This window comes from Psychrobacillus sp. FJAT-21963 (genome assembly GCF_001420585.1).
In the GTDB taxonomy this organism is placed as follows: domain Bacteria; phylum Bacillota; class Bacilli; order Bacillales_A; family Planococcaceae; genus Psychrobacillus.
In genome coordinates this window covers 647,510-671,688 of record NZ_LJIY01000001.1, presented here as the reverse complement: position 1 = coordinate 671,688, position 24,179 = coordinate 647,510, and the positions used below count along the sequence as shown (strand labels likewise).

The following is a 24,179-nucleotide window of genomic DNA, read 5'->3' as shown; positions in this document are numbered from 1 at the left end:
ATCTTTGTAGGAGTGTTTTACGATGTATTCATCAAACGCAACAGAAAAACTCAAAATGATAATAGTGAAGTCTTGGGAAATATTTATAAGTCAATTTACTAACGGTAGGTTAATTGTCTCTAAAGAAGCGCCTTTTCAGCATAATTTTGGCAACATATTGCGGCAAGTTGGAGATTTACATTGTTTCTCTCGTACAGAGCAATTTTATGTAGATTTAGAAGTAAGAGAAATAAATATTAATGGAAGAAATAAGTATATTGATATTACATGTAACCTACTTGAAAATGGGGTAATTATCTCAAAATCAGCAATTGAACTGAAATTTAAAAAGAAGTCACAAGGTGCAGACGATGAGGCTAGGATTGATGCATACTCTGACATACAATCACTTGAAGGGTGTTTAAACGCGGGTTATGATCTAGCTTATTTTTTTATGATAACTGATAACGGTTCTTACACAAAAGAATCAAAAAAATTAGACAGTACAGCATATAGCTTTTCAATGTGTAATAATTATATAACTAAATCCAATTTTGAACTAATACCCAAATTAAAAAGTCGAGCAAGTGTAAAAATAAATTTTAATAATCAACATAAATTTGTTTGGAAACAAGTAAATGAATATTATTTTTTAATGTTACCTATAGAAGTCAAATATTAGAAAAGATAGGTGTGATATTTTTATTGGAGTTAATAACCAACTATGTTGATCTGTGTTGAAAGATAGAAATAATAGGAACTCAATTGTTTCAGTTAGATATTTAGATTATTGGTTTGGTAGAGGTAAAATGCCTATCAATGGTACTGGTGCAGATGATTTTGGGGTAATAGCTTCGGTTGGAAATATCCAGGTATATCATGATCAGAAACACAAGAGAAAATATATAAGCTCGAGAGATTGCAGTACCAAATTGCTCGAATGAAGTATATGAAGAATACATTTGCTCATATTCGTGTAGTATATGTACAAATTTATTAAAGAACAAAAATTACAGAGCCTATGTAATAAAAAGCCCTGAGCTAACTAAACTCAGGGCAATCGAACATACTTATTCTTCTATTACTTCTTTTCCAGTGGAGAACCATTCTTCTACGTTCCATACTTTTGTTACTAAGCCTTCGTAGAATTCAGGTTCATGACTCACAAGTACGATAGTTCCTTTAAATTCTTTCATTGCACGTTTTAGTTCTTCTTTTGCATGGATATCTAAATGGTTTGTCGGTTCGTCAAAAATTAACCAGTTACTTTCTTCCATCATCAGTTTACATAAACGTACTTTTGCTTGCTCGCCACCACTTAAACTAGAAAGTGGACGGGAAATATGTTCACTTTTTAAACCAGTTCGAGCTAAAGCCGCACGTACCTGGCTTTGTTCCATGCTTGGGTAAACTTCCCAAATGGCTTCGATTGGTGTAATATTACCTGCTTTTACTTCTTGTTCAAAGTAAGAAGGAAATAAGAAATCCCCACGAGTTACTTTTCCACCCAGTGAAGGAATTTTGCCTAACATCGTTTTAAGTAAGGTTGATTTACCAATACCATTCATTCCAACAAGCGCAATTTTTTCTCCGCGTTCAATAGTGAACGTTAAAGGAGGGAGTAAAGGCTTATCATAACCAATTTCTAAATGTTCTGCTTCTACCACGTATCGACCAGAGCTACGAGACTCTTTGAAGCTAAACTCAGGCTTTGCTGCTGTTTCTGGACGGTCTATACGCTCTATGCGATCAAGTTGTTTCTGGCGAGATTTTGCGCGTCCCGTTGTAGAATAGCGCGCTTTATTTTTGGCAATAAACTCTTCTTGTTTTTTTATGAAGTCTTGTTGCTTTTCATAAGCATCAATATGCTGTCTTTTGTTTAACTCTGCAAGCTCTAAGAATTTTTCATAGGATGCTGTATAACGAGTCAACTTTGAAAACTCTAAGTGGAAGATGACATCTACAATACCATTCATAAATTCTGTATCATGCGAAATCAATAAAAACGCATATGGATAGTTTTTCAGATAGTTAGATAACCAAGAAACGTGTTCTTCGTCTAAATAGTTGGTAGGCTCATCTAATAGCAATACTTTTGGCTTCTCTAATAAAAGCTTAGCTAGAAGCACCTTTGTACGCTGCCCACCAGATAGTGCTTCAACTGGACGGTCTAATCCGATAGCATCTAACCCAAGACCACGAGCGACCTCTTCCACTTTCATGTCTAATGAATAAAAATCACCAGCATCTAAAGCATCTTGGATTTCCGCCATTTGTTCTAGTAATTCTTCCAATTCCTCTGGAGTGGCATCCGCCATTTTTGCGATGATTTCATTTAATTCTTCCTCTTTTTTATAAAGAGGCAAAAAGGCATCTCGAAGTGTGTCGAACATGGAGCGTCCTTGTTGTAAACGGGTATGCTGATCCAAATAACCGTAATGAGTGCCAGGCAACCATTCTACACGGCCCTCATCATAAATGATTTCGCCTGTCAGTATATTCATCAAAGTGGATTTACCAACCCCGTTTGCACCAACTAGTCCAACATGTTCTCCCTCCACTAAACGAAAAGAAACCTCTTTGAAAAGCGTGCGATCTCCGAATGTATGTCCCAAATTTTCTACGTTTAATAAGCTCATTTATTGTTTCCTCCATAAAGAAAGCTCGCTAGACTGTTGTCAAACGCTCTCATTCTTCGTTACTCCTGCGAAAAGCTCGTCGCAGAAAGAACATTTGCTCCTGCGCAAAGCTCGTTGCAGAAAGACATTTGCTGGCACACCATTGTAAGCTCATAAAAACTATATTGAGCTTCCGTCTCGAGCCGGCGTGCAGTCCCATAGGATTGGGTTATGCAACCGTTGCGACAAGGATGTCGTGAACTTAAGTTGCCTCGACTGACAAGCGTTTTCAAGTCAGTCTGGGAACCTAGCTTCGAAATTTATCTGCCAGAAATCTGAATAATTAACGTTTTACAATTCCGCGAGCTGTTTGTTTAGTTCTGCAAGGTCTTCTTCCATTTTGGCTAGTCTACGTTCGGCGTTTTCTATTTGAGTGGGATGGCCGTTTGATTCCAGTTTTTCCATGTCTCCTTGTAAACGGATGTAATCCATTTTTAACTCAGCTATCTGCGCTTGTAGTTGTTGTTTTGTCATGAAAAATCACCTTCAGCTTTTTGCCTAATTGTAGCATAAAAAGTTGTTTAACGCGCTATTTCTTCTTGTTCTATTTTTTTCGTTATAGTTTCATTGATAAGATTTACAACATCTTCTAAATTAGAACTAAATTGAATATGTTGCTGCTTCTGTATATATGCTTTTCTTCTATTGTCATGCAAAATGATTTCCATCACAGCATTTTGAAGGTAGGATTGCTTGATTTTGCGTCCTAATCCCAAATTGGCAAAGCCATTTACTTCTTGTGGGAATGCATAATTCATCTCTTCCTCATGTGCACACAAAATAATGCAAGGAATTTTAAGTTGTGCTACAAGGAAGGGGGTGTAAGCACCAGAAGTAATGACGATATCACTAGTATATATATAAGAATCTGGTTCTTTGGTGGAAATAACTTTGATGGATTTTCGAGTAAGTGCAAACCGCTTCAGCTCTGTTATGTCATGCTTATAATTTTCATCAACAATTACACTAATTTGTAAAGGGATGTGCAGCTGGACAAGATGCCTTAACGTGCGATACGTCAAATTTTCCGGATCTTCATGAGGGAAGGCTACCACAATATGTGGCGGATCTTGTAACATGTTATTATTTTTATAGACAATTTTATGTGCTGGAATATATCCAGTAGGTCCATATACATAATTTTCTTTGGAAATGTCCTTTGGATTCTCATATAATGCCTGAAAAACAATGTCAGCTAATGCTCCGCCATCCCCATGATCATCGAAATGGATAAGTGGACAGTTAAATGTTTTTAAATGCCGAATCAAATCTTTTTCAGAGTTCCCACTATCATGAATAATACAATTAGGACTAAAAAGTTTCATTTCTTCTAATAGGTTAGCATTATTTCTAAATAAAACAGCTTTAATATTTAGCGTTTCTAAATATGCAATTAGGCTCGTATTCGAACTAGGTACAAAAAATTTACAATCTGTAGTATTTAAAGCAGGGAGCAGTGTTTTTGCTCGATCAGCAGGATATAATCCGCGGTGAGGAAGTGTATTTAAAAGATAAGCTAGTTTCAATTTTCATCATCCTTTCCTTACTATACTTTTTATTGTATGGAAAGGGACAGGTGTGTATGACTGCAAGAATAACGAAAGGCTCAGATCTCTACTTATTACTGGATGGGTGGCATAGTGAAATGGAAAAAAGAACAGCTATCGTTGTTGGTGCAACGGGATTTATTGGAAGCTTTTTAGTAAAACAGTTATGTGAAAGTGAAGAATATGTTGCAGTTTCAATTATTGCTAGAAGAGACATTACATATAAGCATCCAAAACTTGATGTAACAATAAAGGATTTTGATATGTTGGAAGAAAAGGATTTAGAAATTGCAGATGATCTATTCTGTTGTTTAGGAACAACGATGAAAAAAGCGAAAACGAAGGAGAACTTTGAAAAAGTGGATTTTATGTATCCTCTTCAAATTGCTTCGTTGGCAAAAAAAAGGGGGATACAGCATGTGCTTGTCATTTCTGCAGCGGGTTCTAGCAAAAAATCTCCGTTTTTTTATAGCCGTATAAAAGGGAAAATGGAGCAAGAACTTATGGACTTAAATCTTCCGCAGCTGTCCATTTTCCGTCCGACCTTACTTACAGGGGATCGAGGAGAATTTCGATTTGGGGAAAGGCTTGCGGAAGGAGTATTCCAACTACTCAATCCACTATTGATTGGCCCCTTTAAGCGCTTTCGTTCTATTGAAGGTAAACAATTAGCTTTTGCAATATACCATTATGCAGTCCATGGAAATAAAAATAAAGTGAATATATATAAAGCTTTACCTATTTTAGAAGCGAAACCAATTATAGAAGAGGATGAGCAGCCGATTCCGCGAGAAGAATTGTTTAATTGGGAAAATCGAAAAGATATATTTTTAGAAAAGGAAAAAATAGAAGATTAAAGCAAATTACAGCTCATTGGGTTCATGCATATACTGTATTAATTAGAAAGTCGAGGAAAGAGGGGTTCAGTCAAAAGGATGAACTTTGTCAAAATGAAAGTTAATTTCGAAATTAGACCTCCTTTTTTGATACAATGAGAAGCGGATAAAGGAGGTTCTGTAAAATGAAAATTCTACTTGTAGACGGAACAATTATTGGTACGAAAACAGGAGTTATTTTAGAACAAGTGAAAGACTATATAGAAAATCTCAACAAGAATTATACGTTAGAAATTGTAAGTCTAGCGAATTATGAACATCAATTTGTAGATGGTAGACCATTTGAAAACTATAACGATGACATGAAGCTGCTTGTTAGTAAGTTTGAACAAGCTGACGGATATATTATTGCAACACCTATTTTTCAAGGATCTATCCCTGGAGTATTGAAAAATACATTTGACTTTTTACATCCAAAAACAATGCGCTACAAACCAGTATCTATTGTAGCGAATGGCGGGACATACCAACATCACCTAGTAATCGAAAATCAGCTTAAGCCAATCTTGGACTACTTCCGATGCCTTGTCACCCCAAATTATGTGTACACACACTCTAGCCATTTTGACAAAAATAACGTCATTGTTGAAGAAGACGTACATGAACGTCTCCGAGAACTCGCTCGTGTATTTGTACAATACGTAGAAATGAGTAAAACACTTTGTAAAGAACCAATCGATACGCATTGATGAATTAGATAGAAGGATGTCTCCAAAGCTTTTGGGGCATCCGTTTTTTTTATTTTAAAACAAATGAACTTTTTTGGTGTTCAAATGTCTAATGTATAAGAGGGGATGAAATGGGGTGTGGGTGTGGAGGATTTAGACATAGCGAGTAAAGCTATTCAAGGGGAAGAACAAGCATTTATACAGTTAATACAGATGCATAAAAAGGTACTATATCATACAGCATTTGCCTTTCTAAAAAATGAACATGACGCAGTGGAAGCATTGCAAGAAGTTACATTTAGAGCCTATCAAAAAATACATACAGTAAAAGAGCCGCAATATATGAAAACATGGCTTATTCGAATCATGATGAACTATTGCCAGGATCATTTAAAAAAGAACAAACGATATATTTCCAATGAATTTCTACAAGAAATGGGCTACTACACAGACAATACTAATCTAGAAATGGAGGAATCAATTGCCTCCTTGTCTAGTGCAGAGCAGCAGTTAATATTCCTTAAATACTTCCAAGATACAAAAATTAAAGAAATAGCTGAGATAAAAAATATTCCAGAAGGAACCGTAAAATCGAGACTTCATAAAGCGCTAAAGTCATTGCGAAATTTCCTGACAGAGAAAGGGGATATAGATCATGTATGAAAAAGAAGAAGAAATGCTCATACAATCAAAACAGCGATTGGAGCAAATTGAGATTCCTGAACAGCGGGTAAACGATGCCATACAAGAAGGCATCGAAAAGGCAAAAAACAAAAAAAGATATCGTCGAAAAACAATCACAATGCTTTCTGTAGTAGCAATTCTAATGCTGACATTAGTGACATCTATCCGAGTATCTCCTGCATTTGCTAACGCAGTTTCATCTATTCCTGGAATGGAGAGATTTGTTCATTTAATTCAGTTTGATAAAGGGTTAGAAGCAATTATGGAAAATGACTATTACGAGCCAATCGGCGTTAGCCAAATAAAAGACAATATGACGTTTACGATTGATGGAGTGATTATAGATGAGACGGGAGCAGAGATTTTCTATACGTTAGAAGCCCCTCATTCTATTGAAAAAATTAACTATACAAAAATTGATTTGTTAAATGACGATAGAAGTCTAATTGGTTCTATTGGGTACGATTCACCAAATCAGGAGCATGCAAACCGAAAGGAAGATAAATTCAGCTTTGTTTTTACAGAGACAGAGAAATTTACTTCTAATGAGTTTGAGATTACGTTTCAAGTAGAGATGGATAGTAAAAATACAACCTTCCAAGTTCCATTCACTATTAAAAATGAATGGAAGAATGGAAAAGTATATTCATTAAATGAAGAAGTAGAGATGGATGGTCAAAAAATAAGCGTGAAAGAAATAAAGGTTTATCCTCTACGTGTAGCAGTTTCTATAGCGTTTGACGAACAAAATGATATGGAAATCTTACAGTTTGAGGATATGCGAATCGAAGATGAAAACGGTGAAGTTTGGAGTTCCATTCAAAATGGAACAAGTGGTTTTGGGGGAGTAGGAAACAAAGAAAGAACCTACTTTTTACAAAGCAATTATTTTAAAGAGCCAAAAGAGCTTTATTTTAAATTCGATAAAGTGCAGGCGCTCCCTAAGGACGAAAGTTATTTTTTAATCGACTTTGGAAAGAAGGAAGTTTTGAAACAGCCATCCGAAGGTAAAATTGAAGTTACGGGGATTCATAGTAATTCATTTGAGGTAAAATATGCTCCTATACGGGAAAACCATATGTATTCTCTTTTTACAGATGGTGAGAACGCACTCGGAGAAGTAGTCGATATACCAACGCAAGGTACCTCGGGCGATGGAGAATATCATTTTTCAGAAATCACTTTAGAAGCAAAGGATGTCATAAATCCAGTAAGATTGGATTTTACTGCATATCCTAATTACTTAGATGGTTCTGTATCAATTAAGATAAAGTAATAAAATTGGCATTAAATGTATGAACGAGACTAATTTCAATAAAACCGAGACTAATTCATGCAATATCGCAACCAATTTTTAAATAACGAGACCAAAATAAGAACAATCGAGACCAAATACAAACCAAAAGAAAAGAGAGTGACTTAAAAGTCACTCTCTTTTTAAACTACAGTTTCAAATTCTTTAAAGCTTCTGCTAACGCATTGTTTACAGGCTCTTCTTCTTTGTTTTGCTTTTTCAGATACTTTTGTACATCTCGTTTATCTGCTTTTCCTCCGGAGGTTTTTTTACGACGTTCGTTGAAAGCAGAGAGCTTTTCGCGATAGCCACATTTACATGTGAAAATTTGCCCTTCGCCTTCACCGCGAAGTTCAAGCTTTTTCTTACATTGTGGGCAGCGAGCATTTGTCACTCTTGCTACATTTTGACGGTGACCACATTCACGATCCTGACATACGAGCATTTTACCTTTTTTACCATTCACTTCAAGCATAGGTTTACCGCAATCAGGACATGTCTTCGTGGAGATATTGTCATGCTTAAATTTCTTCTCACTCTTTTTGATGTCACTGACAATTGTTTTTGTATAGTTTTTCATTTCACTGATGAAGACATTTTTGTTTAATTTTCCTTTTGCGATTGCTTCTAACTTTTGCTCCCACTCCGCAGTAAGGGCTGGGGTTTTCAAGTCCTCTGGAACTAAATCAAGCAATTGTTTCCCTTTTGATGTGATATATATATCTTTTCCTTTTTTCTCCATAAGGAAAGAATTAAACAGCTTCTCAATAATATCTGCTCTTGTCGCAACAGTTCCAAGACCACCCGTCTTATCGAGTGTTTTTGCCAACTCTTTATCTTGGGTACCCATATATTTTGCTGGATTCTCCATAGCTGTAAGTAAGGTTCCTTCATTAAATCTAGCTGGAGGTCTTGTTTGACCAGAAGTTTCTGTCACAAATTTAATGGATAATTTATCGCCTTTTTCCATGCGAGGAAGTATTTGTTCCTTCATATCATCTGCATTGTCATCTTCTTCAAAACGATTTTCATATACTTCTTTCCAGCCTGATGAGAGAATTGTTTTCCCTTTTGCTACAAATGCTTCATCTCCAATAGCAGCTTTCACTGTGATTTGTTCATATTCGAAAGGAGGAAACAAAACTGCTAAAAAGCGTTTTACAACTAAATCATAAATTTTTCGTTCTTTGTCCGTAAAGTTTGCTTGATTTACAATTTCTTCTGTTGGGATGATTGCATGATGATCGGATACTTTACTATCATCTACAAAAGCCTTATTTGCTTTAATTGGTTTTTGTAAAACTTTGTTTGCTAGTTGTCTATATTGTCCAATGCCACATGACTTTAAGCGTTCTGGTAAAGTTTCTACAATATCGCTTGAAAGGTATCTGGAATCCGTTCGTGGGTATGTTAGCACCTTATGTTGCTCATACAATTTTTGCATAATACCAAGCGTTTCTTTAGCAGAATAGCCAAATATTTTATTGGCATCGCGTTGTAATTCGGTTAAATCATAGAGTTGCGGTGCAAAGCTTTTTTTGTGTTTTTTATCCACTTCCACAACTGTACCTTGCTTCTTATCTATTTTTGCTATTATTTGTTCTACTTTTTCTTTCGTAAATGTTCGCGTATCGTTTGTTTTACTATCGACCCAAGTGAGTTTTAGTTGTTGATCTGTATGAGCCTCAATTCCATAATAGGTTTTGGGTTTGAAGTTTTTTATTTCTTCTTCTTTTTGCGCTATTATTGCAACGGTTGGGGTTTGTACGCGTCCACATGATAACTGTGCATTAAATTTACTCGTAAGTGCTCTTGTTGCATTTAATCCAATGTACCAATCTGCTTCTGAGCGGGCAACTGCAGCGTGATAAAGGTTTTCATAAGCCTTACCTGGTTTTAAATTTTGAAAGCCTTCTTTAATTGCTTTGTCTGTTACGGATGAAATCCAAAGACGTTTAATGGGCTTATTTACTTTAGCTTTGTCGATTATCCATCTTGCTACTAATTCACCTTCACGACCGGCATCTGTTGCGATAATGATATCACTCACATCTGTACGGACTAATTGACTTTTCACGGCATTGTATTGCTTGCCCGTTTGCTTAATCACGACAAGCTTTAAGTCGTTAGGGAGCATAGGTAAATCTTCCAAGTTCCATGTTTTATATTTACTGTCGTATGCTTCAGGATCAGCAAGTGTTACGAGATGTCCTAATGCCCAAGTCACAATGTATTTGTCGCCTTCTAGGAAGCCGTTTCCTTTTTTATGGCAATTCAATACTCGTGCTATGTCACGAGCAACTGAAGGTTTTTCTGCGATTACTACACTTTTCTTCATTTTAATACATCCTTTCGGGGGTAACCATTGAATTTAAATATAGCATAGAACGAGTTATTTTGTAGAAAGGGATAACGTTCTTATGATTTATTTAGCTATAATTTCAAGGGTATTTCCTGATGGATCTTTTACAAGTATGTAACTATCTTTTTCTTCAAAGGGAAAATCCAACCGTCTCAGTTGTGTTTTAGCTTTATTTAATTCCTCTTGTGTAAAAATAATCGTAAACCTCTTTAATCCTCTAGAATTGGCTGGAGGTGCAGGGAGACCAGTGCCGGACCATATGTTTAATGCAATATGATGATGGTAATGGTCTTTTGATAAAAACAGACTTCCATTTCCTTTTGACGTAATATCAAAACCAAGGCCGTCTACATAAAATTGTTCCGTTATTTCAAGTTCAGAAGCTTGCAAATGCATATGGCCAATACGTGTATTCTCTGGAAGGCCGTTCCAAGAAGGAGTTGCTTGTTTGAGCAAATTCTCGAAATCGATCGGATAAGAACCACCTGCATAACCACCGTCTTTGTCTCGCTCCCAATTAGCTGGAGGAAGATCTGCGTAAATTTCAATACCGTTTCCATCCGGATCTGCTAGATAAAGAGCATCACTATACTGATGATTTGATGCACCTTGCATAGGATATTCGGTTTCCGATAAATGAAGGAGCATAGTTCCTAAACTTGAATGGTCTGGCAATAGAATAGCAAAATGATAGAGTCCGGTTGTTCCTAAAGGTTTTTCCACTGAGTTTTCAACCTCTTCTAATACTAGCAAAGGGGTTTTACCATCAGCAGTTAAAGTAACTTTATTTTGTTCTACTTTTAAAATATCAAAGCCGATTACTTGTTGATAAAAAGTAGATAATTTATCAACATCAGATACAATCAAGTTCACTTCTTTTACTCTAGAAGGTGAATTAGTATTATATATTTCATAGGTTTCTTCATTTTCTTTAAACAGAAAGAATAGTGATAGGAGCACCAATAAGCCGATGGTTAAGCTAATAAATAGTTTGTTTTTCATTACGTAAATCTCCTTTTTTAATTAAACTACAATTTGTAGTGTAACAGGACTTACTAGTGAATACAGTTATTTAATGTTACAAAATTGTTAATTGTATCAATTTCGATTAACGATTGTTGACTGGAATAGTCCATCACACTACAATGAGTAATGTGAGGTGATAAAATCGTGTTGATTCGAAAGTTTAACAAAAATGAAAGTGGGTTGAACCGCTTTTTCGGACCGCTTGAGGCAAAAATAATGGATATCTTATGGAACGATGTTGAAATGACAATAAAAGATGTTCAACAAGTTCTGGACCGTGAAAAGGGGACCAATTTTAACACGGTTATGACTGTTATGAATCGACTGGTCGAAAAGGGGATTCTTCAAAAGAGGGCTGAAGGAAGATCTTCATTATATAAACCAGTTCTATCGAGAGATCAGTTTTTACATACGCAGTCAAAGGAAATGACGAACGAATTAATGGATGAATTTGGAACTGTTGTCGTTAGTCATATGCTAGATGCACTAGAAGACGTTGATGACGATTTAGTCGCTAAACTCGAGAAAAAAATTAAAGAATTAAAAAAGGATAAGTAATTTATGTCAAAACGTCAATCATCAATTATGTTCATCGTATCACTTGTCATTTCCGGAATAATCTTTCTTCAAATGGCTCTATATATTATCTCGATGTTAGCAGGATGGAACGTTAAGTTTAATATAGTTGCAGTTTGTCATAGTACCTTAAAAGCAATTGGATTATCCTCACTTGAATATGTCCTTGATGCACTTGTTGTTTATACCGTTCTCCTTGTCCTTTGGAAAATGGGGTCACAAATAATACATGCATCCAGAATGAAAAGAAGGTTTCAGCAATACAGAGAGAAAAAGCTGACAACCAAAATGAATAAGATGTATGGTAGTGGAGAAGAGGATATTTTAGTCATCTCTTACCCAAGTCCAATCGCAATAACTATGGGGTTTATACGACCTAAAATTGTCGTTTCAACAGGTTTGATTAATCTATTAAACGAGGAAGAACTAAAAGCTGTAATAGCTCACGAAAATTTTCATCAAGAAAATCGTGATCCATTTAAGATTTTTTTACTCTCACTATGTTCCTCGACAATTTGCTATATTCCAATTCTTAAGTGGTTTAATCAAAAATATAGAATCATTCAGGAAGTATTGGCAGATGAATTCGCAATCGAGAAACAAGAGACATCTGTGTACTTAGGGAGTGCATTGTTAAAAATATTGAAAGTTGGAAAGCAAGAAAAAATGCCTTTTACCTATGCATCCTTTGCGGATACATCTGTAAATTATCGAATTCAATATATTTTAAATCCCTTAAAGGATGTAGAGTGGAAGGTGCCTGTGAGGGAAGCGTTCCTGTCGTTAGCTATTTTTATCTTAATCTGTATATTTTTTATTTACGCTTTAGCGTAAATTTTTTACCATATTACACTACGCAATGTAGTTTGAATCAGGAGTGTTTTTTATATGTCTAAGAAAATATTTTGGGTGATCGGTATAGTTGCGGTATGTCTTATAGCGATTGTTGTGTTAACGGATGCTAAAGAAAAGGCAGTCGATATTAATTACGAAGGACAGCCGTTTATAGGGGAAGAATCTGCCCCAGTTGAAATAGTTGAATTCGGTGATTACAAATGTCCACATTGCGGGGAATTCAATAACAGTCTCTTTCCTATAATAAATCAAGAATTAGTTGAAACAGGAAAAGCGAAATTTTACTTTATGAATTATTCATTTATTGCAGCTGATTCAACGACATCTGCACAATTTGCGGAAACGGTTTACAAAGAGCTTGGAAATGAAAAGTTTTGGGAATTCCATCACCTATTATTTGCAAATCAAACAACAGAAACTGGGCAAACGAATTTAATGACAGAAGACTTCTTAAAGGCAGTATTAGCAGAAGTTGCAAATCCTGAGGAAACAGAAAAAGTAATGCTTGCATTTAAAGAAGGCAAAGGCAAAGAAGCATGGGATAAAGATATGAGTATCGCAAACAGCCTAGGTGTCACAGCAACTCCAACAATCTTTGTCGGCGGAAAAGAATTTACTGGAGGAACAATGGACGATTTAGCCAAGATGGTGGATGAGGCGGCTTCTGATGGTAAATAGATCTCTACTGTTTGCATGGGTTGTCTCCATTATAGCGATGGTTGGAAGTTTGTTCTTCAGCGAGCGAATGGGCTTTATACCATGTACACTTTGTTGGTATCAAAGAATTTTGATGTATCCTCTTGTTATATTTTTAGGTATTGCTTTTTATAGAAATGACAGAACAATATATACGTATATTCTACCTTTGTCTGTTATAGGGATGTTGGTTTCTAGTTATCATTATGCACTTCAAAAGATACCTTCCATGCATGAGTTTAGTGCGTGTACGAGCGGAGTTCCATGCTCAGGTCAATACATTAACTGGTTCGGGTTTGTGACGATTCCTTTTTTGGCACTCATAGCTTTTACTTTTATTACAATTATGATGCTAATGCTTTGGAAACGTAAATAACTATACTTATTTGGAAATAAAATCTTGGTGAATCTCAGAAAATCCCGGGAGTATCTCAGGAAATCCGGGGGGTATCTCAGAAAATCCCGGGTGTATCTCAGAAAACCATGGGAGTATCTCAGAAAATCCCGAAGTATCTCAGAAAACCAGAAAGGATAGGGATAACTATGGATAAAAAGAAAAAAAGGTTTTACATGCGTCTAGTTATATTAGGATTAATGATTGGAGCTATCGGCTTAACCATTTATTCAAATTTAACTAAAGAAAAAAATGCTATATTGCAGGTAGGGGATTATGCTCCTGACTTTGCGCTTGTTGATATGAATGGAGAAGAGCATCAATTATCGGAATATAAAGGGCAAGGTGTCTTTCTAAATTTTTGGGGAACTTGGTGTAAACCATGTGAAAGAGAATTCCCTCTCATGGACAAACAATATCAAGAATACAAAGACCAAGGTCTTCAAATATTAGCAGTAAACATTGGTGAATCAGATTTTCAGGTTCAAAAGTTCGTAGATCGTAAAGGCTTAACTTTCCCTGTATTAATTGATGATAATAAAAGTGTAATGGAAACTTATAATATCAATCCTTTACCAACAACCTTTCTAGTAAACCCAGAGGGGAAAATAGAAAAAATAATTACAGGCGAAATGAGTGAAGAAACCATTAAGCGTTATATGGAGCAAATCATGCCCAGCATATAATTAATTAATCATAGTTATAAATAATGGCGTTCATTTTAGTTAAAGCTTTAACTATATGAACGCCATTTTTGTAGTTAATACATCTATTAAGACAAAAAGCACTGTTTAATTTGTAGACACGTAAAGATGGGTAAGAATACAGTATTAATCGATAGCCAAGCGCACATCAGTGTTTCCGATTTCTGTGTACCAATAATATCTTGAAAAAAAACATTACCGACTATAGGCATTCGCGCTGGCCGCACGTCCGCATGAGCCGCTGTATGCGCAAGCGCATTTCGCTGTCTCATACGGCACGTCATGCGGCTCGCAAGGCGCGAATGCCAGTGAATTCTCTTAATAACGAATTAAGTATGACTCTATTTAAATGTATTGTTAATCAATAATCCTGAAAATAGGGTGTAGGTTTGCTTCTAAATTATTTCAAAATCATCTTGATGTCTTCAGGATGTGCGCCTTACAGGCCGCAAGAGCGCGAAGAATGAGACCCCGTAAAGGATGTGGGAGCGACGAAGGAGCGACTCATCCTGCGGAGGCTCATGCGTAGCGTACGGCAAGCGCACACCCGTGTTCAATTCTCTGAGTTGCTGATACACATTTTATGAAGATTTTTCAAAAAATAAATCTTTTTTGTTGCATACCCCTTATAGGTATCATATAATAAGTGCAAGGATAGGAGGTTGCTTAGTTGGACAATGTATTAGAAGAAAGTACAAATGCATCTGACATTTCTTGTAGAAAAAGTCATCACCCTGAACATGTAAAAAAAGACTTAACGAATCGTTTAAATCGTATTGAAGGGCAGATAAGAGGAATTAAAGGTATGGTCGAAAAGGATGTCTATTGCGACGATATCATTACTCAACTTTCTGCAACTCAGTCGGCTCTAAACAGTGTTGCGAAGGTACTTTTACAGGGTCATTTAAAGGGCTGTGTGGTTGATAGGCTAGCTGAGGGTGACGACGAAGTTCTAGATGAATTGTTAGTAACAATACAAAAACTAATGAAAAAATAAAGGAGGAAATTTAAATGGTAAATCAAGTTACATTACAAGTACAAGGAATGTCATGTGGTCATTGCGTTAACTCAGTAGAAGGTAGTGTTGGGAAGTTAGATGGCGTTGAACAAGTAAAGGTTCATTTAGAATCAGGAAAAGTAGATGTATCATTTAACGATGAAAAAGTAACTGTAGAAAAAATTAAAGAAACAATCGACGATCAAGGATACGATGTTCAATAAATTATGGGTGCTTCTTGGAGCACTCTATTTCTTACATTAAAATATACCCCCTAACCGTATGTAAAGAAGAGGTGAAAAAGGATGAGAAGTGAGTTAAAAGAAACAAGTCTTCAAATTACAGGGATGACATGTGCTGCCTGTGCAACAAGAATTGAAAAAGGCTTAAAGAAAATGGATGGAGTGGAAGAGGCAAATGTAAACTTGGCACTTGAAAAGTCATTGATTAAATTTAATCCTGAAAAACTCAATGACAAAGATTTCGAAAAGAAAATTCTAGATCTTGGGTATGGTGTTGCCAAAGAGAAAAAGGAGTTTGCTATTACAGGAATGACGTGTGCTGCCTGTGCAACGAGAATTGAAAAGGGACTGAGTAAGCTGGAAGGTGTATCTAGTGCTAATGTCAATTTAGCTCTCGAAAATGCAACGGTTGAATATAATCCATCTCAAGTTTCCGTTATGGATATCATTTCTCGTGTCGAAAAGCTTGGCTATGAGGCACACAATAAAGAAAATGAAAAGGAAGCAATAGATTATAGAGAGCAGGCAATACAGAAACAAAAAAGAAAATTTATCCTTTCTGCTATTTTATCTTTACCTTTGTTGTGGACGATGGTTGGACATTTTTCATTTACGTCGTTCATTTATATGCCCGATATTCTAATGAATCCGTGGGTACAGATGGCGCTTGCGACACCTGTGCAATTCATCATTGGTAAACAATTTTATGTCAGCGCGTATAAAGCATTGCGAAATAAAAGTGCGAATATGGATGTACTTGTCGTAATGGGAACATCCGCTGCCTATTTTTATAGTGTGTATCAAGCGATTATTATGGCAGGTGAGCATCATAGTGCTCAGCTTTACTTTGAAACAAGTGCTGTATTAATTACCTTGATTTTGTTAGGAAAATTGTTTGAAGCTAGAGCTAAAGGACGATCTTCTGAGGCTATTAAAAAGCTGATGGGATTACAGGCAAAAACAGCGTTAGTCATTAGAAATGAAACGGAAGTAGAAATACCACTAGAAGAAGTGATCACAGGGGAAATTATTTTAGTAAAGCCTGGTGAAAAGATTCCAGTCGATGGTGAGGTAATAGAAGGAAACACAGCTGTTGACGAGTCAATGCTTACAGGAGAAAGCATTCCTGTAGATAAAACAATTGGGGATACATTGTTTGGTTCTACTATAAATAAAAATGGTTTTCTTAAAATGAAAGCAACCAAAATAGGTAGAGACACTGCTCTCGCTCAAATTATTAAAGTGGTAGAGGATGCGCAGGGCTCTAAAGCTCCTATTCAGAGACTTGCTGATAGAATTTCAGGTGTGTTTGTGCCTATCGTAATCGGTATTGCCATTATTACCTTTTTAGTGTGGATTGTATGGGTCGTTCCAGGTGAATTTACACCTGCATTAGAAGCGCTAATTGCAGTTTTAGTCATTGCATGTCCTTGTGCTTTAGGACTTGCGACACCAACTTCGATTATGGCTGGTTCTGGTCGTGCTGCAGAGTTTGGAATCCTGTTTAAAGGTGGAGAACATTTAGAAACTACTCATCATATTGATACGGTCATTGTTGATAAAACGGGAACTGTAACAAACGGTAAGCCTGAGTTAACCGATGTAATCGTAGCAGATGGAGTAGACGAGGAAGAATTTTTAGCTTTAATTGGTGCAGCGGAGAAACAGTCGGAACATCCTCTTGCTGAAGCGATTGTTCAAGGGATTCAAGCGCGTAATATACAGCTTGAAAGCGTTCAACACTTTGAGGCTATCCCTGGTTATGGTGTTAAAACAACTATAAATGGAAAAGAGATTATTGTAGGAACCAGAAAGCTAATGAATCAATATAATGTGGACATTTCCGGTATTCAAATTGTTATGGAGGAATTAGAAGCTAACGGAAAAACAGCGATGTTAGCAAGTATAGAAGGGACATATGCAGGACTTATTGCAGTAGCTGATACGATTAAAGACTCTTCTAAAAAAGCCATTAAACGGTTAAAAGAAATGAATATTGACGTTATTATGATGACAGGTGATAACGAAAGAACAGCTACTGCAATTGGTAGAGAGGTTGGAATTGACCATGTTATTGCAGAAGTACTTCCTGAGGGAAAAGCGGATGAAGTAAAAAAACTGCAGGAGAGGGGCAAGAAAGTTGCTATGGTTGGTGACGGTATTAATGATGCGCCAGCGTTAGCAGTTGCGGATATCGGTATGGCTATTGGAACAGGGACAGATGTGGCGATGGAAGCGGCAGATATTACATTGATACGTGGAGACTTAAACAGTATAGCGGATGCGATCATTATGAGTCATAAAACAATGAAGAATATTAAACAAAATTTATTTTGGGCATTCGCTTATAATACTTTAGGTATTCCAATTGCGGCAGTGGGGTTATTGGCACCTTGGGTAGCCGGTGCAGCCATGGCTTTCAGTTCTGTATCGGTTGTTCTCAATGCTCTACGCTTACAACGAGTCAAGCTAGAGAAATAAATTTAACGAGCAATTACTATTGTGAAGAACTCGTATCCATGAAAGGAAGAGTTTTCTTGTTTTATTAAAATTAATAAAGGGAAAAAATAGCTATAAGGAGGAATACGAAGATGAAGATCAAGTTATTGTTAGGGATAGTTTCGCTTTTTACTGTATTTACATTAGCGGCATGTGGTAGTAATCAAGAGGAGCCAAATGCAACCGAAGGCCAGGATACGGATCATTCAGAGATGAATCACTCTGATATGAGCCACTCTAGCTCAGGTGTGATTCCTGCTGGTTTAAAAGAGGCAGATAATCCGACCTACCCGGTTGAAAGTAAAGCAATTTTGAAAACGGATCACATGAATGGCATGAAAGATGCAGAAGCGACGATTGTAGGAGCTTATAATACGACTGCTTATGTAATTTCTTATACTCCAACTACTGGAGGTGAAAAAGTAGAGAACCATAAATGGATTATTCAAGAAGAAATTAAAAATGCTGGTCGCAAAACATTAGAACCAGGAACCGAAGTCACAATAGAGGCTAGTCATATGGAAGGGATGGATGGAGCAAAAGGAACAATAGAGTCATCTGAAAAAACTACTGTATATATGGTAGATTACACTCCAACGACTGGTGGAGAAGAAGTAAAAAATCATAAATGGGTAACAGAAAGTGAGCTAACATCAAAATAACTCTTCATATTCGGTTTGAACTCATTTCTTATAGGAAATTATACTATTAGGAGGTGAGTACATGAATTCTAAATATGATGAATGTCTAGAAGCTTGTATAGAATGTCTCAAGGCTTGCAATACATGTTTTGATGCTTGTTTAAGAGAAGATGACATTAAAATGATGGCGGGATGTATACAATTAGACCGTGCGTGTGCGGATGCCTGTGCATTTGCGATACAAGCAATGACTACAAATAGCCCTTTTGTAAAAGAAATTTGTCGACTTTGTGCGGATATATGTGAAAGCTGTGCTCGTGAATGTGCGAAACACGACCATGAGCATTGTAAAAAATGTGCGGAAGCTTGCCTAAAATGTGCAGAAGCGTGTCGCATGAGAAGTCTTTAAGTCAATATTTCTTGAAAAGATGTTAAAAAAGTCGAAGAGAGGCTTTTTTAACATCTTTTTTTGATTCTTTCGTCCTAGAAATATGCTTGAACAACTTTATGACTATAGTAAGATTGATTATTCAGATAAAGTGGTAGAATGATAAATAGGAGAATTTTAAGAAAGGGGTGACCCTATATGAATATAGTTAAATCTACTGGTAATGGTATGTCTCATCAGATTGCTAACTTGGAAGAAAGGAAAAGAGCTATACAACGTAAAGATGCAGGAGATGCATATCGAAGACAAGCTGAGTATTTTAAACCGAAAGTACCTACATTGTCAGAATTAGAGGATTTATTACTAGGAAATAAAGAGAGAGAACTTGATTCACCAGAAGTAAGTGCTGCAGTCCGTGAATTTCAACAAATAGAGAGTGCTACTAGTAAACAGCAAAATATTCTGGACATTAAAGGACCAAGCCTTTCTGTGCAAACGATTGGTGGACCAACACCTGAAAGAACAATTGAGCTTTTAGAAAAAGTACGGAGCTCAGCACTAGAACCAGCCAATCCAACTCCACAGGATGTAAGAATTGCTGCTAGCGCGACTGCAAAAATTCAGCAAGTACAATCACAGATTATATTAAATCAAGAAGCAAACCGTCAAATAGAGTTGGAAGTAAAAAGACAAATCGAAGATGAAGCAGCTGTTTTCAATCGCTCTGTTCAAGCGGATTTTCAATCTCCAAAAGTGTTAGAAGAGGATTTGGAGAACTTACAGAAAAAACGATTAATAGAACAGGCAATTGCCAAATATTCCTATCAAGTACAAATGAAACGCAATGGTTTTACAGATATGCAGCCTAGTTTCTTTCGAATAGCTTAGGAGTAACAAAATATGGTGAAGAAAAACAAAACAAATGCTGTTCGAATGTTGGAACAGCAAAAAATATCGTTTGATTTAATTGAATATGAGTTAACAGGAGATCAAGTAGACGGGGTATCTGTAGCTAAAAAAATTGGCTACCCCGTTTTTGTTGTGTTCAAAACATTAATTGTCACCGCAGGACCACAAAAATATTTTGTTTGTATTATACCAGTAGATAAAGAACTAAATTTAAAGGAAGTAGCAAAAGTAGTAGGGGAGAAAAAAGTAGAATTGCTACCACTAAAGGATTTGCTACAGACTACAGGATATATAAGAGGTGGATGCTCCCCCTTCGGAATGAAAAAACTATTTCCTACTCTTGTTGACATAAGTGCTAATAACATGGAGTTTATCATTGTAAGTGGTGGGAAAAAAGGACTCCAAGTAAAACTTACGTTAGCCGATTTGCTTAAAATGACAAAAGGAAAAGTTGCTGCAATAAGTAAAAATGAAAAAGATTAGCTTTTCATCTCTAGAAAGATATAATTAAAATTATAGTTTTTTAAAGATGAAACGAGTTGATTATTGATGAAAAAGGAATTAATTTGGCGCTGGGCATTTTTTGTGGCAGGCGTTACGATCATGTCGTTAGGCATTTCGATGACAATTAAAGGACAACAATTTGGGATAAGTCCATGGGATGTTTTGCATGTTGGGCTATATAGACACTTAGGGTTATCGATTGGAACATGGGCTATACTTACAGGTATATTTATCGTGATCGTAACAATGATTGGTACGAAGAAATTGCCCCAATTAGGAACCTGGCTAAATATACTTTTCATTGGTTCCTTCATAGATATGTTTAATTGGTTATTGCCAGACATCACTAGTTTTATAGGTCAACTTATTATTTTCATACTCGGAGTGATTGTCATGGCCATTGGTGTCGGTGTCTATGTATCTCCTAATGTGGGGGCTGGACCACGAGATTCTCTCATGCTGTTAATCATAGCAAAAACGGGATGGAGTATAAAAAAAGTACGTACAGGTTTAGAAGTGATTGTAGGTTTTGTCGGGTGGATTCTTGGAGGGCCAGTAGGAGTAGGAACTGTTATTATTGCATTATTGCTCGGGCAGTTGGTTCACTATGCTTTACCCCTCTCTCAAAAGTTATTATTTCAAATATGTGGCTATACATTACCATTCGCAAAAGTAAGCGCTGAAAATCAGGAATGATTTTTGGTGCTTTTTTTCATAATTCTACTTTTGTGAGCATACATTATCCATTGAATGAAAGATAGAGAGGATGATGATATGAACGGTACTATTACACACTATATAGGGAAATCGTATACGGGCCAAGGAGTTAAGAGTTTTTATAAAGAAATCATACACGAAGCTAAAAAAGTTTACTTTTTAAAGGGACCGACCTCTTATCGACTGACAGAAATATTGAAGGAAATTGGCTATGTAGCATTACGAAGAGGGAATAATATGGAGTGGTTTTATGATCCCCTTCAAGAAGATGTATTGGATGGAGTGTATATTACGGATACTAAAACCCTTTATATACAAACAGATACTTTAGATCCATCTTATTATGGCGCAGGACATGAGTGGGTGCCTTATTATAATGCTTACGATGAAAGAAAACTTCATGATATCGGTCCACTTGTTCGTGATAAGCAAATTGCGAATGAGGTATGGTTAACAAAAGGGCTCCAAGCATTAAGTCGTGCAAAGGTAATTCATGATGAGTGGGAGCAACTCACCCATCCTGCTATTCAATGGGATGGCATAAACAACTTGCTGACACAATTAAAAAAGACAGCGATTGGTAATGTAGCACTTCAAAAGAAACCTACAGTAACGCATCGTTTAATGGGATCACTTACTCCAGTAGGTGCTAAGGATACGTTACAATCCATTTCTAAAAACTTAAAGTCTCGTTTGTTTATAAAGGGATTACCTGGTAGTGGAAAGTCTTCTTTCATCAAAAGCTTTGGAGAAGAAGCTAAGAAACATGGATTAGATACTCGTCTTATTTGGTGCGGATTGGATTCAAATAGCGTAGACGGAATTGTCGTTCCAGAGTTACAAATGTGTTTGGTAGACGCAACCAGTCCACACGTTTACGAGCCTGAAAGAGAAGGGGATGAAATAGTTGACTTCTTTCCTCATATAGACCAATCTTTAGTGAATGAAGAAAAGATTGCAGAAGTGAAACATAGATATTCAGAAGAGATGCAACTTGCACAAGACTATATATCGACGTATGCAGGAGATTTAAAGGTTATTAAGAAACTATACGATAGTGCAATTGATGAAGATAAATGGACAGAATTGCAAAATAAAATGATAGAGACTGTTGGTACTTATTAGCATGCTTCAATCAACTTAAGATATTTGAGCTATCAAACACAAAACCGTTGATGTTAGTCAGCGGTTTTTTTATTTTTGCTTTAATCATGGTAAGATAGAAAAGACTATTTCGCTTGAAAGGAAGATGACCTTGTCAAACGTATTAAACAATTTTTTAAAAGAAAACTTAGATGCATTGAAAAACCAAGGGCTATATAACGAAATCGACCCAGTAGAAGGCCCAAACGGAGCGAAGATAACTGTAAATGGTTCTGAACTGATAAACCTATCTTCAAATAATTACTTGGGTCTAGCAACGAACCCAGAACTAAAACGCATTGCAAAAGACGCGGTGGACAAGTACGGGGTAGGAGCAGGAGCAGTTCGTACAATTAATGGAACTTTGGATCTTCATATTAAGCTAGAGAAAAAGCTGGCAGAGTTTAAAGGAACGGAAGCAGCAATTTCCTATCAATCAGGTTTTAACTGTAATATGGCCGCAATTTCAGCTGTTATGGACAAAAATGATGCGATCCTTTCAGATCAATTAAACCATGCATCAATTATTGACGGTTGCCGACTTTCGAAAGCGAAAATAATCGCTTTCAACCACTCGGATATGGATGATTTACGTGCAAAAGCAAAAGAGGCAACTGAATCTGGCTTATACAATAAAGTAATGGTCATCACAGATGGCGTATTTTCTATGGACGGGGATATTGCAAAACTTCCTGAAATCGTAGAAATTGCAAAAGAATTCGACCTCATTACGTATGTTGACGACGCACACGGGTCAGGTGTTACAGGAAAAGGGAAAGGAACTGTAAAGCATTTCGGTTTAGAGAAAGAAATCGATTTCCAAATCGGAACGCTATCTAAAGCAATCGGAGTAGTAGGTGGATATGTTGCAGGTAAAAAGGATTTAATCGACTGGTTAAAAGTTCGTTCCCGTCCGTTTTTATTTTCCACTGCCCTACCACCTGGTGACGTAGCAGCAATTACAGCTGCTGTTCAAATGATTATAGACTCTACAGAGTTACACGATAAGCTTTGGGAAAATGGAGACTACTTGAAAGCCGGATTATCTAAACTTGGCTTCAATATTGGTGCTTCTGAGACACCAATCACACCATGTATCATTGGAGATGAAAAACTGACGCAACAATTCTCCAAACGATTATTTGAAGAAGGTGTATACGCAAAATCTATCGTCTTCCCAACCGTACCAAAAGGCACAGGCAGAGTTCGGAACATGCCAACTGCAGCACACACAAAAGAAATGCTCGACGAAGCATTAGGTATATATGAAAAAGTAGGGAAAGAGCTTGGGGTAATTTCATAAAAAAATTAAGGAAAGCAGCCATTTATATGGCTGCTTCAGACTATAGATAAACTCTAAGGATTATGAGTTTATCTATAGTCTTTTTCATTTAAAATAAAAAATTTGATAAATAGAATTGCGATTTCCGCTCCCGGCGGACGCTTTCCGCGGGAGGGGCCGAGCCGCTTCCTTCGCAATGCTCAGTCCAGGGTCTCGACTGTCCCGCTTTTCCCACTGGAGTCGCCGCCTCCGCTCCAATCAATATATTGGATAATTACATAATGATATAAATTAATGTTCAACATAAAAACACATCATTAGAGCTGATGGGTTTGGAAGACAATAAGTCTAATCAATGACCGTGAACAGTTAGAGATGCTGATGCAGCATCATATTTGGAAATATTTACACCGGTAAAATACATAAATAATGTCAAAAGAGATATCTAGAGGAAAGCCTTTCGATACCTTTTGTCGAAAATTCGGAAGCAGCCATTGA

At 36.5% G+C, this 24,179-nt stretch carries 25 protein-coding genes; 20 read left to right on the top strand and 5 right to left on the bottom strand.

The window, feature by feature from the left end; all coding sequences use genetic code 11:
* Window positions 1–22 precede the first annotated feature (22 nt).
* Window positions 23–661, top strand: coding sequence for a hypothetical protein (locus AN959_RS03105; RefSeq protein WP_056828179.1), 639 nt, complete (start codon window positions 23–25; stop codon window positions 659–661).
* Window positions 662–1,049: 388 nt separating this feature from the next.
* Here the strand turns inward: AN959_RS03105 and AN959_RS03100 are convergent, their stop codons facing one another.
* From AN959_RS03100 to AN959_RS03090, 3 genes are all read right to left on the bottom strand, one after another.
* A complete protein-coding gene (locus AN959_RS03100) occupies window positions 1,050–2,618 on the bottom strand; it encodes an ABC-F family ATP-binding cassette domain-containing protein (RefSeq protein WP_053590612.1) in 1,569 nt (522 codons plus the stop codon).
* A gap of 330 nt (window positions 2,619–2,948) precedes the next feature.
* The gene (locus tag AN959_RS03095) at window positions 2,949–3,131 is read right to left on the bottom strand and encodes an SE1832 family protein (RefSeq protein WP_053590611.1); all 183 of its coding nucleotides are present in this window, start codon (window positions 3,129–3,131) and stop codon (window positions 2,949–2,951) included.
* 47 nt (window positions 3,132–3,178) lie between these two features.
* The gene (locus tag AN959_RS03090; protein WP_056828177.1) at window positions 3,179–4,183 is read right to left on the bottom strand and encodes a hypothetical protein; all 1,005 of its coding nucleotides are present in this window, start codon (window positions 4,181–4,183) and stop codon (window positions 3,179–3,181) included.
* A gap of 56 nt (window positions 4,184–4,239) precedes the next feature.
* Between AN959_RS03090 and AN959_RS03085 the strand changes: the two genes are divergently transcribed.
* From AN959_RS03085 to AN959_RS03070, 4 genes are all read left to right on the top strand, one after another.
* Entirely contained in the window at window positions 4,240–5,061 is an 822-nt protein-coding gene (locus tag AN959_RS03085; protein WP_253278860.1) for an NAD-dependent epimerase/dehydratase family protein, read from the top strand.
* 164 nt (window positions 5,062–5,225) lie between these two features.
* The gene (locus AN959_RS03080) at window positions 5,226–5,789 is read left to right on the top strand and encodes an NADPH-dependent FMN reductase (protein ID WP_053590609.1); all 564 of its coding nucleotides are present in this window, start codon (window positions 5,226–5,228) and stop codon (window positions 5,787–5,789) included.
* Window positions 5,790–5,894: 105 nt separating this feature from the next.
* Complete coding sequence (locus tag AN959_RS03075) at window positions 5,895–6,431, top strand: sigma-70 family RNA polymerase sigma factor (RefSeq protein ID WP_253278859.1); 537 nt, start codon at window positions 5,895–5,897, stop codon at window positions 6,429–6,431.
* Complete coding sequence (locus AN959_RS03070; protein WP_056828174.1) at window positions 6,424–7,728, top strand: DUF4179 domain-containing protein; 1,305 nt, start codon at window positions 6,424–6,426, stop codon at window positions 7,726–7,728. Before AN959_RS03075 ends, AN959_RS03070 begins: the two co-directional genes overlap by 8 nt.
* A gap of 166 nt (window positions 7,729–7,894) precedes the next feature.
* Here the strand turns inward: AN959_RS03070 and AN959_RS03065 are convergent, their stop codons facing one another.
* Together AN959_RS03065 and AN959_RS03060 are read right to left on the bottom strand one after the other, a co-directional pair.
* Window positions 7,895–10,084: a DNA topoisomerase III gene (locus AN959_RS03065; protein ID WP_056828172.1), complete on the bottom strand. Its 2,190-nt coding sequence runs from the start codon at window positions 10,082–10,084 to the stop codon at window positions 7,895–7,897.
* 87 nt (window positions 10,085–10,171) lie between these two features.
* Window positions 10,172–11,110: a VOC family protein gene (locus AN959_RS03060; protein WP_082460734.1), complete on the bottom strand. Its 939-nt coding sequence runs from the start codon at window positions 11,108–11,110 to the stop codon at window positions 10,172–10,174.
* Window positions 11,111–11,278: 168 nt separating this feature from the next.
* Between AN959_RS03060 and AN959_RS03055 the strand changes: the two genes are divergently transcribed.
* From AN959_RS03055 to AN959_RS02985, 15 genes are all read left to right on the top strand, one after another.
* Complete coding sequence (locus AN959_RS03055; RefSeq protein ID WP_056828170.1) at window positions 11,279–11,692, top strand: BlaI/MecI/CopY family transcriptional regulator; 414 nt, start codon at window positions 11,279–11,281, stop codon at window positions 11,690–11,692.
* A gap of 3 nt (window positions 11,693–11,695) precedes the next feature.
* Complete coding sequence (locus AN959_RS03050; RefSeq protein WP_056828168.1) at window positions 11,696–12,544, top strand: M56 family metallopeptidase; 849 nt, start codon at window positions 11,696–11,698, stop codon at window positions 12,542–12,544.
* Between the two features lie 54 nt (window positions 12,545–12,598).
* On the top strand, window positions 12,599–13,243 hold the full coding sequence (locus tag AN959_RS03045; protein ID WP_056828166.1) for a DsbA family protein: 645 nt from the start codon (window positions 12,599–12,601) through the stop codon (window positions 13,241–13,243).
* Window positions 13,233–13,637: a disulfide oxidoreductase gene (locus AN959_RS03040; protein ID WP_053590603.1), complete on the top strand. Its 405-nt coding sequence runs from the start codon at window positions 13,233–13,235 to the stop codon at window positions 13,635–13,637. The genes AN959_RS03045 and AN959_RS03040 overlap by 11 nt, the downstream gene beginning before the upstream one ends.
* Before the next feature lie 167 nt (window positions 13,638–13,804).
* Window positions 13,805–14,341 (top strand): thiol-disulfide oxidoreductase ResA, encoded by a 537-nt coding sequence (resA, locus tag AN959_RS03035; protein ID WP_056828164.1) that lies wholly within the window; start codon window positions 13,805–13,807, stop codon window positions 14,339–14,341.
* A 688-nt stretch (window positions 14,342–15,029) separates the two neighbouring features.
* Window positions 15,030–15,356: a metal-sensing transcriptional repressor gene (locus AN959_RS03030; protein WP_053590601.1), complete on the top strand. Its 327-nt coding sequence runs from the start codon at window positions 15,030–15,032 to the stop codon at window positions 15,354–15,356.
* Between the two features lie 14 nt (window positions 15,357–15,370).
* On the top strand, window positions 15,371–15,580 hold the full coding sequence (gene copZ / locus AN959_RS03025; protein ID WP_056828163.1) for a copper chaperone CopZ: 210 nt from the start codon (window positions 15,371–15,373) through the stop codon (window positions 15,578–15,580).
* Window positions 15,581–15,661: 81 nt separating this feature from the next.
* Window positions 15,662–18,079 carry a heavy metal translocating P-type ATPase gene (locus AN959_RS03020; RefSeq protein WP_056828162.1) on the top strand — a complete coding sequence of 806 codons (2,418 nt, stop codon included), beginning with the start codon at window positions 15,662–15,664 and terminating at the stop codon, window positions 18,077–18,079.
* Window positions 18,080–18,189: 110 nt separating this feature from the next.
* Window positions 18,190–18,759 (top strand): YdhK family protein, encoded by a 570-nt coding sequence (locus tag AN959_RS03015; protein ID WP_156350715.1) that lies wholly within the window; start codon window positions 18,190–18,192, stop codon window positions 18,757–18,759.
* A gap of 61 nt (window positions 18,760–18,820) precedes the next feature.
* Window positions 18,821–19,147, top strand: coding sequence for a four-helix bundle copper-binding protein (locus AN959_RS03010; RefSeq protein WP_053590597.1), 327 nt, complete (start codon window positions 18,821–18,823; stop codon window positions 19,145–19,147).
* Between the two features lie 177 nt (window positions 19,148–19,324).
* Window positions 19,325–20,014 carry a hypothetical protein gene (locus tag AN959_RS03005; protein ID WP_056828161.1) on the top strand — a complete coding sequence of 230 codons (690 nt, stop codon included), beginning with the start codon at window positions 19,325–19,327 and terminating at the stop codon, window positions 20,012–20,014.
* A gap of 12 nt (window positions 20,015–20,026) precedes the next feature.
* The gene (gene ybaK / locus AN959_RS03000; protein ID WP_056828159.1) at window positions 20,027–20,518 is read left to right on the top strand and encodes a Cys-tRNA(Pro) deacylase; all 492 of its coding nucleotides are present in this window, start codon (window positions 20,027–20,029) and stop codon (window positions 20,516–20,518) included.
* 66 nt (window positions 20,519–20,584) lie between these two features.
* The gene (locus tag AN959_RS02995) at window positions 20,585–21,235 is read left to right on the top strand and encodes a YitT family protein (RefSeq protein WP_056828158.1); all 651 of its coding nucleotides are present in this window, start codon (window positions 20,585–20,587) and stop codon (window positions 21,233–21,235) included.
* 78 nt (window positions 21,236–21,313) lie between these two features.
* Window positions 21,314–22,381: a hypothetical protein gene (locus AN959_RS02990; protein ID WP_056828156.1), complete on the top strand. Its 1,068-nt coding sequence runs from the start codon at window positions 21,314–21,316 to the stop codon at window positions 22,379–22,381.
* A gap of 130 nt (window positions 22,382–22,511) precedes the next feature.
* Window positions 22,512–23,702: a glycine C-acetyltransferase gene (locus AN959_RS02985; protein WP_053590592.1), complete on the top strand. Its 1,191-nt coding sequence runs from the start codon at window positions 22,512–22,514 to the stop codon at window positions 23,700–23,702.
* Window positions 23,703–24,179 lie beyond the last annotated feature (477 nt).

Bases quoted from the DNA above. Each gene is read 5' to 3' on its own strand.
- AN959_RS03105 (WP_056828179.1), top strand. From the start codon at position 23: ATGTATTCATCAAACGCAACAGAAAAACTCAAAATGATAATAGTGAAG.
- AN959_RS03100 (WP_053590612.1), bottom strand. From the start codon at position 2,618: ATGAGCTTATTAAACGTAGAAAATTTGGGACATACATTCGGAGATCGC.
- AN959_RS03095 (WP_053590611.1), bottom strand. From the start codon at position 3,131: ATGACAAAACAACAACTACAAGCGCAGATAGCTGAGTTAAAAATGGAT.
- AN959_RS03085 (WP_253278860.1), top strand. From the start codon at position 4,240: ATGACTGCAAGAATAACGAAAGGCTCAGATCTCTACTTATTACTGGAT.
- AN959_RS03080 (WP_053590609.1), top strand. From the start codon at position 5,226: ATGAAAATTCTACTTGTAGACGGAACAATTATTGGTACGAAAACAGGA.
- AN959_RS03075 (WP_253278859.1), top strand. From the start codon at position 5,895: ATGAAATGGGGTGTGGGTGTGGAGGATTTAGACATAGCGAGTAAAGCT.
- AN959_RS03070 (WP_056828174.1), top strand. From the start codon at position 6,424: ATGTATGAAAAAGAAGAAGAAATGCTCATACAATCAAAACAGCGATTG.
- AN959_RS03065 (WP_056828172.1), bottom strand. From the start codon at position 10,084: ATGAAGAAAAGTGTAGTAATCGCAGAAAAACCTTCAGTTGCTCGTGAC.
- AN959_RS03060 (WP_082460734.1), bottom strand. From the start codon at position 11,110: ATGAAAAACAAACTATTTATTAGCTTAACCATCGGCTTATTGGTGCTC.
- AN959_RS03050 (WP_056828168.1), top strand. From the start codon at position 11,696: ATGTCAAAACGTCAATCATCAATTATGTTCATCGTATCACTTGTCATT.
- AN959_RS03045 (WP_056828166.1), top strand. From the start codon at position 12,599: ATGTCTAAGAAAATATTTTGGGTGATCGGTATAGTTGCGGTATGTCTT.
- AN959_RS03040 (WP_053590603.1), top strand. From the start codon at position 13,233: ATGGTAAATAGATCTCTACTGTTTGCATGGGTTGTCTCCATTATAGCG.
- resA (WP_056828164.1), top strand. From the start codon at position 13,805: ATGGATAAAAAGAAAAAAAGGTTTTACATGCGTCTAGTTATATTAGGA.
- copZ (WP_056828163.1), top strand. From the start codon at position 15,371: ATGGTAAATCAAGTTACATTACAAGTACAAGGAATGTCATGTGGTCAT.
- AN959_RS03020 (WP_056828162.1), top strand. From the start codon at position 15,662: ATGAGAAGTGAGTTAAAAGAAACAAGTCTTCAAATTACAGGGATGACA.
- AN959_RS03015 (WP_156350715.1), top strand. From the start codon at position 18,190: ATGAAGATCAAGTTATTGTTAGGGATAGTTTCGCTTTTTACTGTATTT.
- AN959_RS03010 (WP_053590597.1), top strand. From the start codon at position 18,821: ATGAATTCTAAATATGATGAATGTCTAGAAGCTTGTATAGAATGTCTC.
- AN959_RS03005 (WP_056828161.1), top strand. From the start codon at position 19,325: ATGAATATAGTTAAATCTACTGGTAATGGTATGTCTCATCAGATTGCT.
- ybaK (WP_056828159.1), top strand. From the start codon at position 20,027: ATGGTGAAGAAAAACAAAACAAATGCTGTTCGAATGTTGGAACAGCAA.
- AN959_RS02995 (WP_056828158.1), top strand. From the start codon at position 20,585: ATGAAAAAGGAATTAATTTGGCGCTGGGCATTTTTTGTGGCAGGCGTT.
- AN959_RS02990 (WP_056828156.1), top strand. From the start codon at position 21,314: ATGAACGGTACTATTACACACTATATAGGGAAATCGTATACGGGCCAA.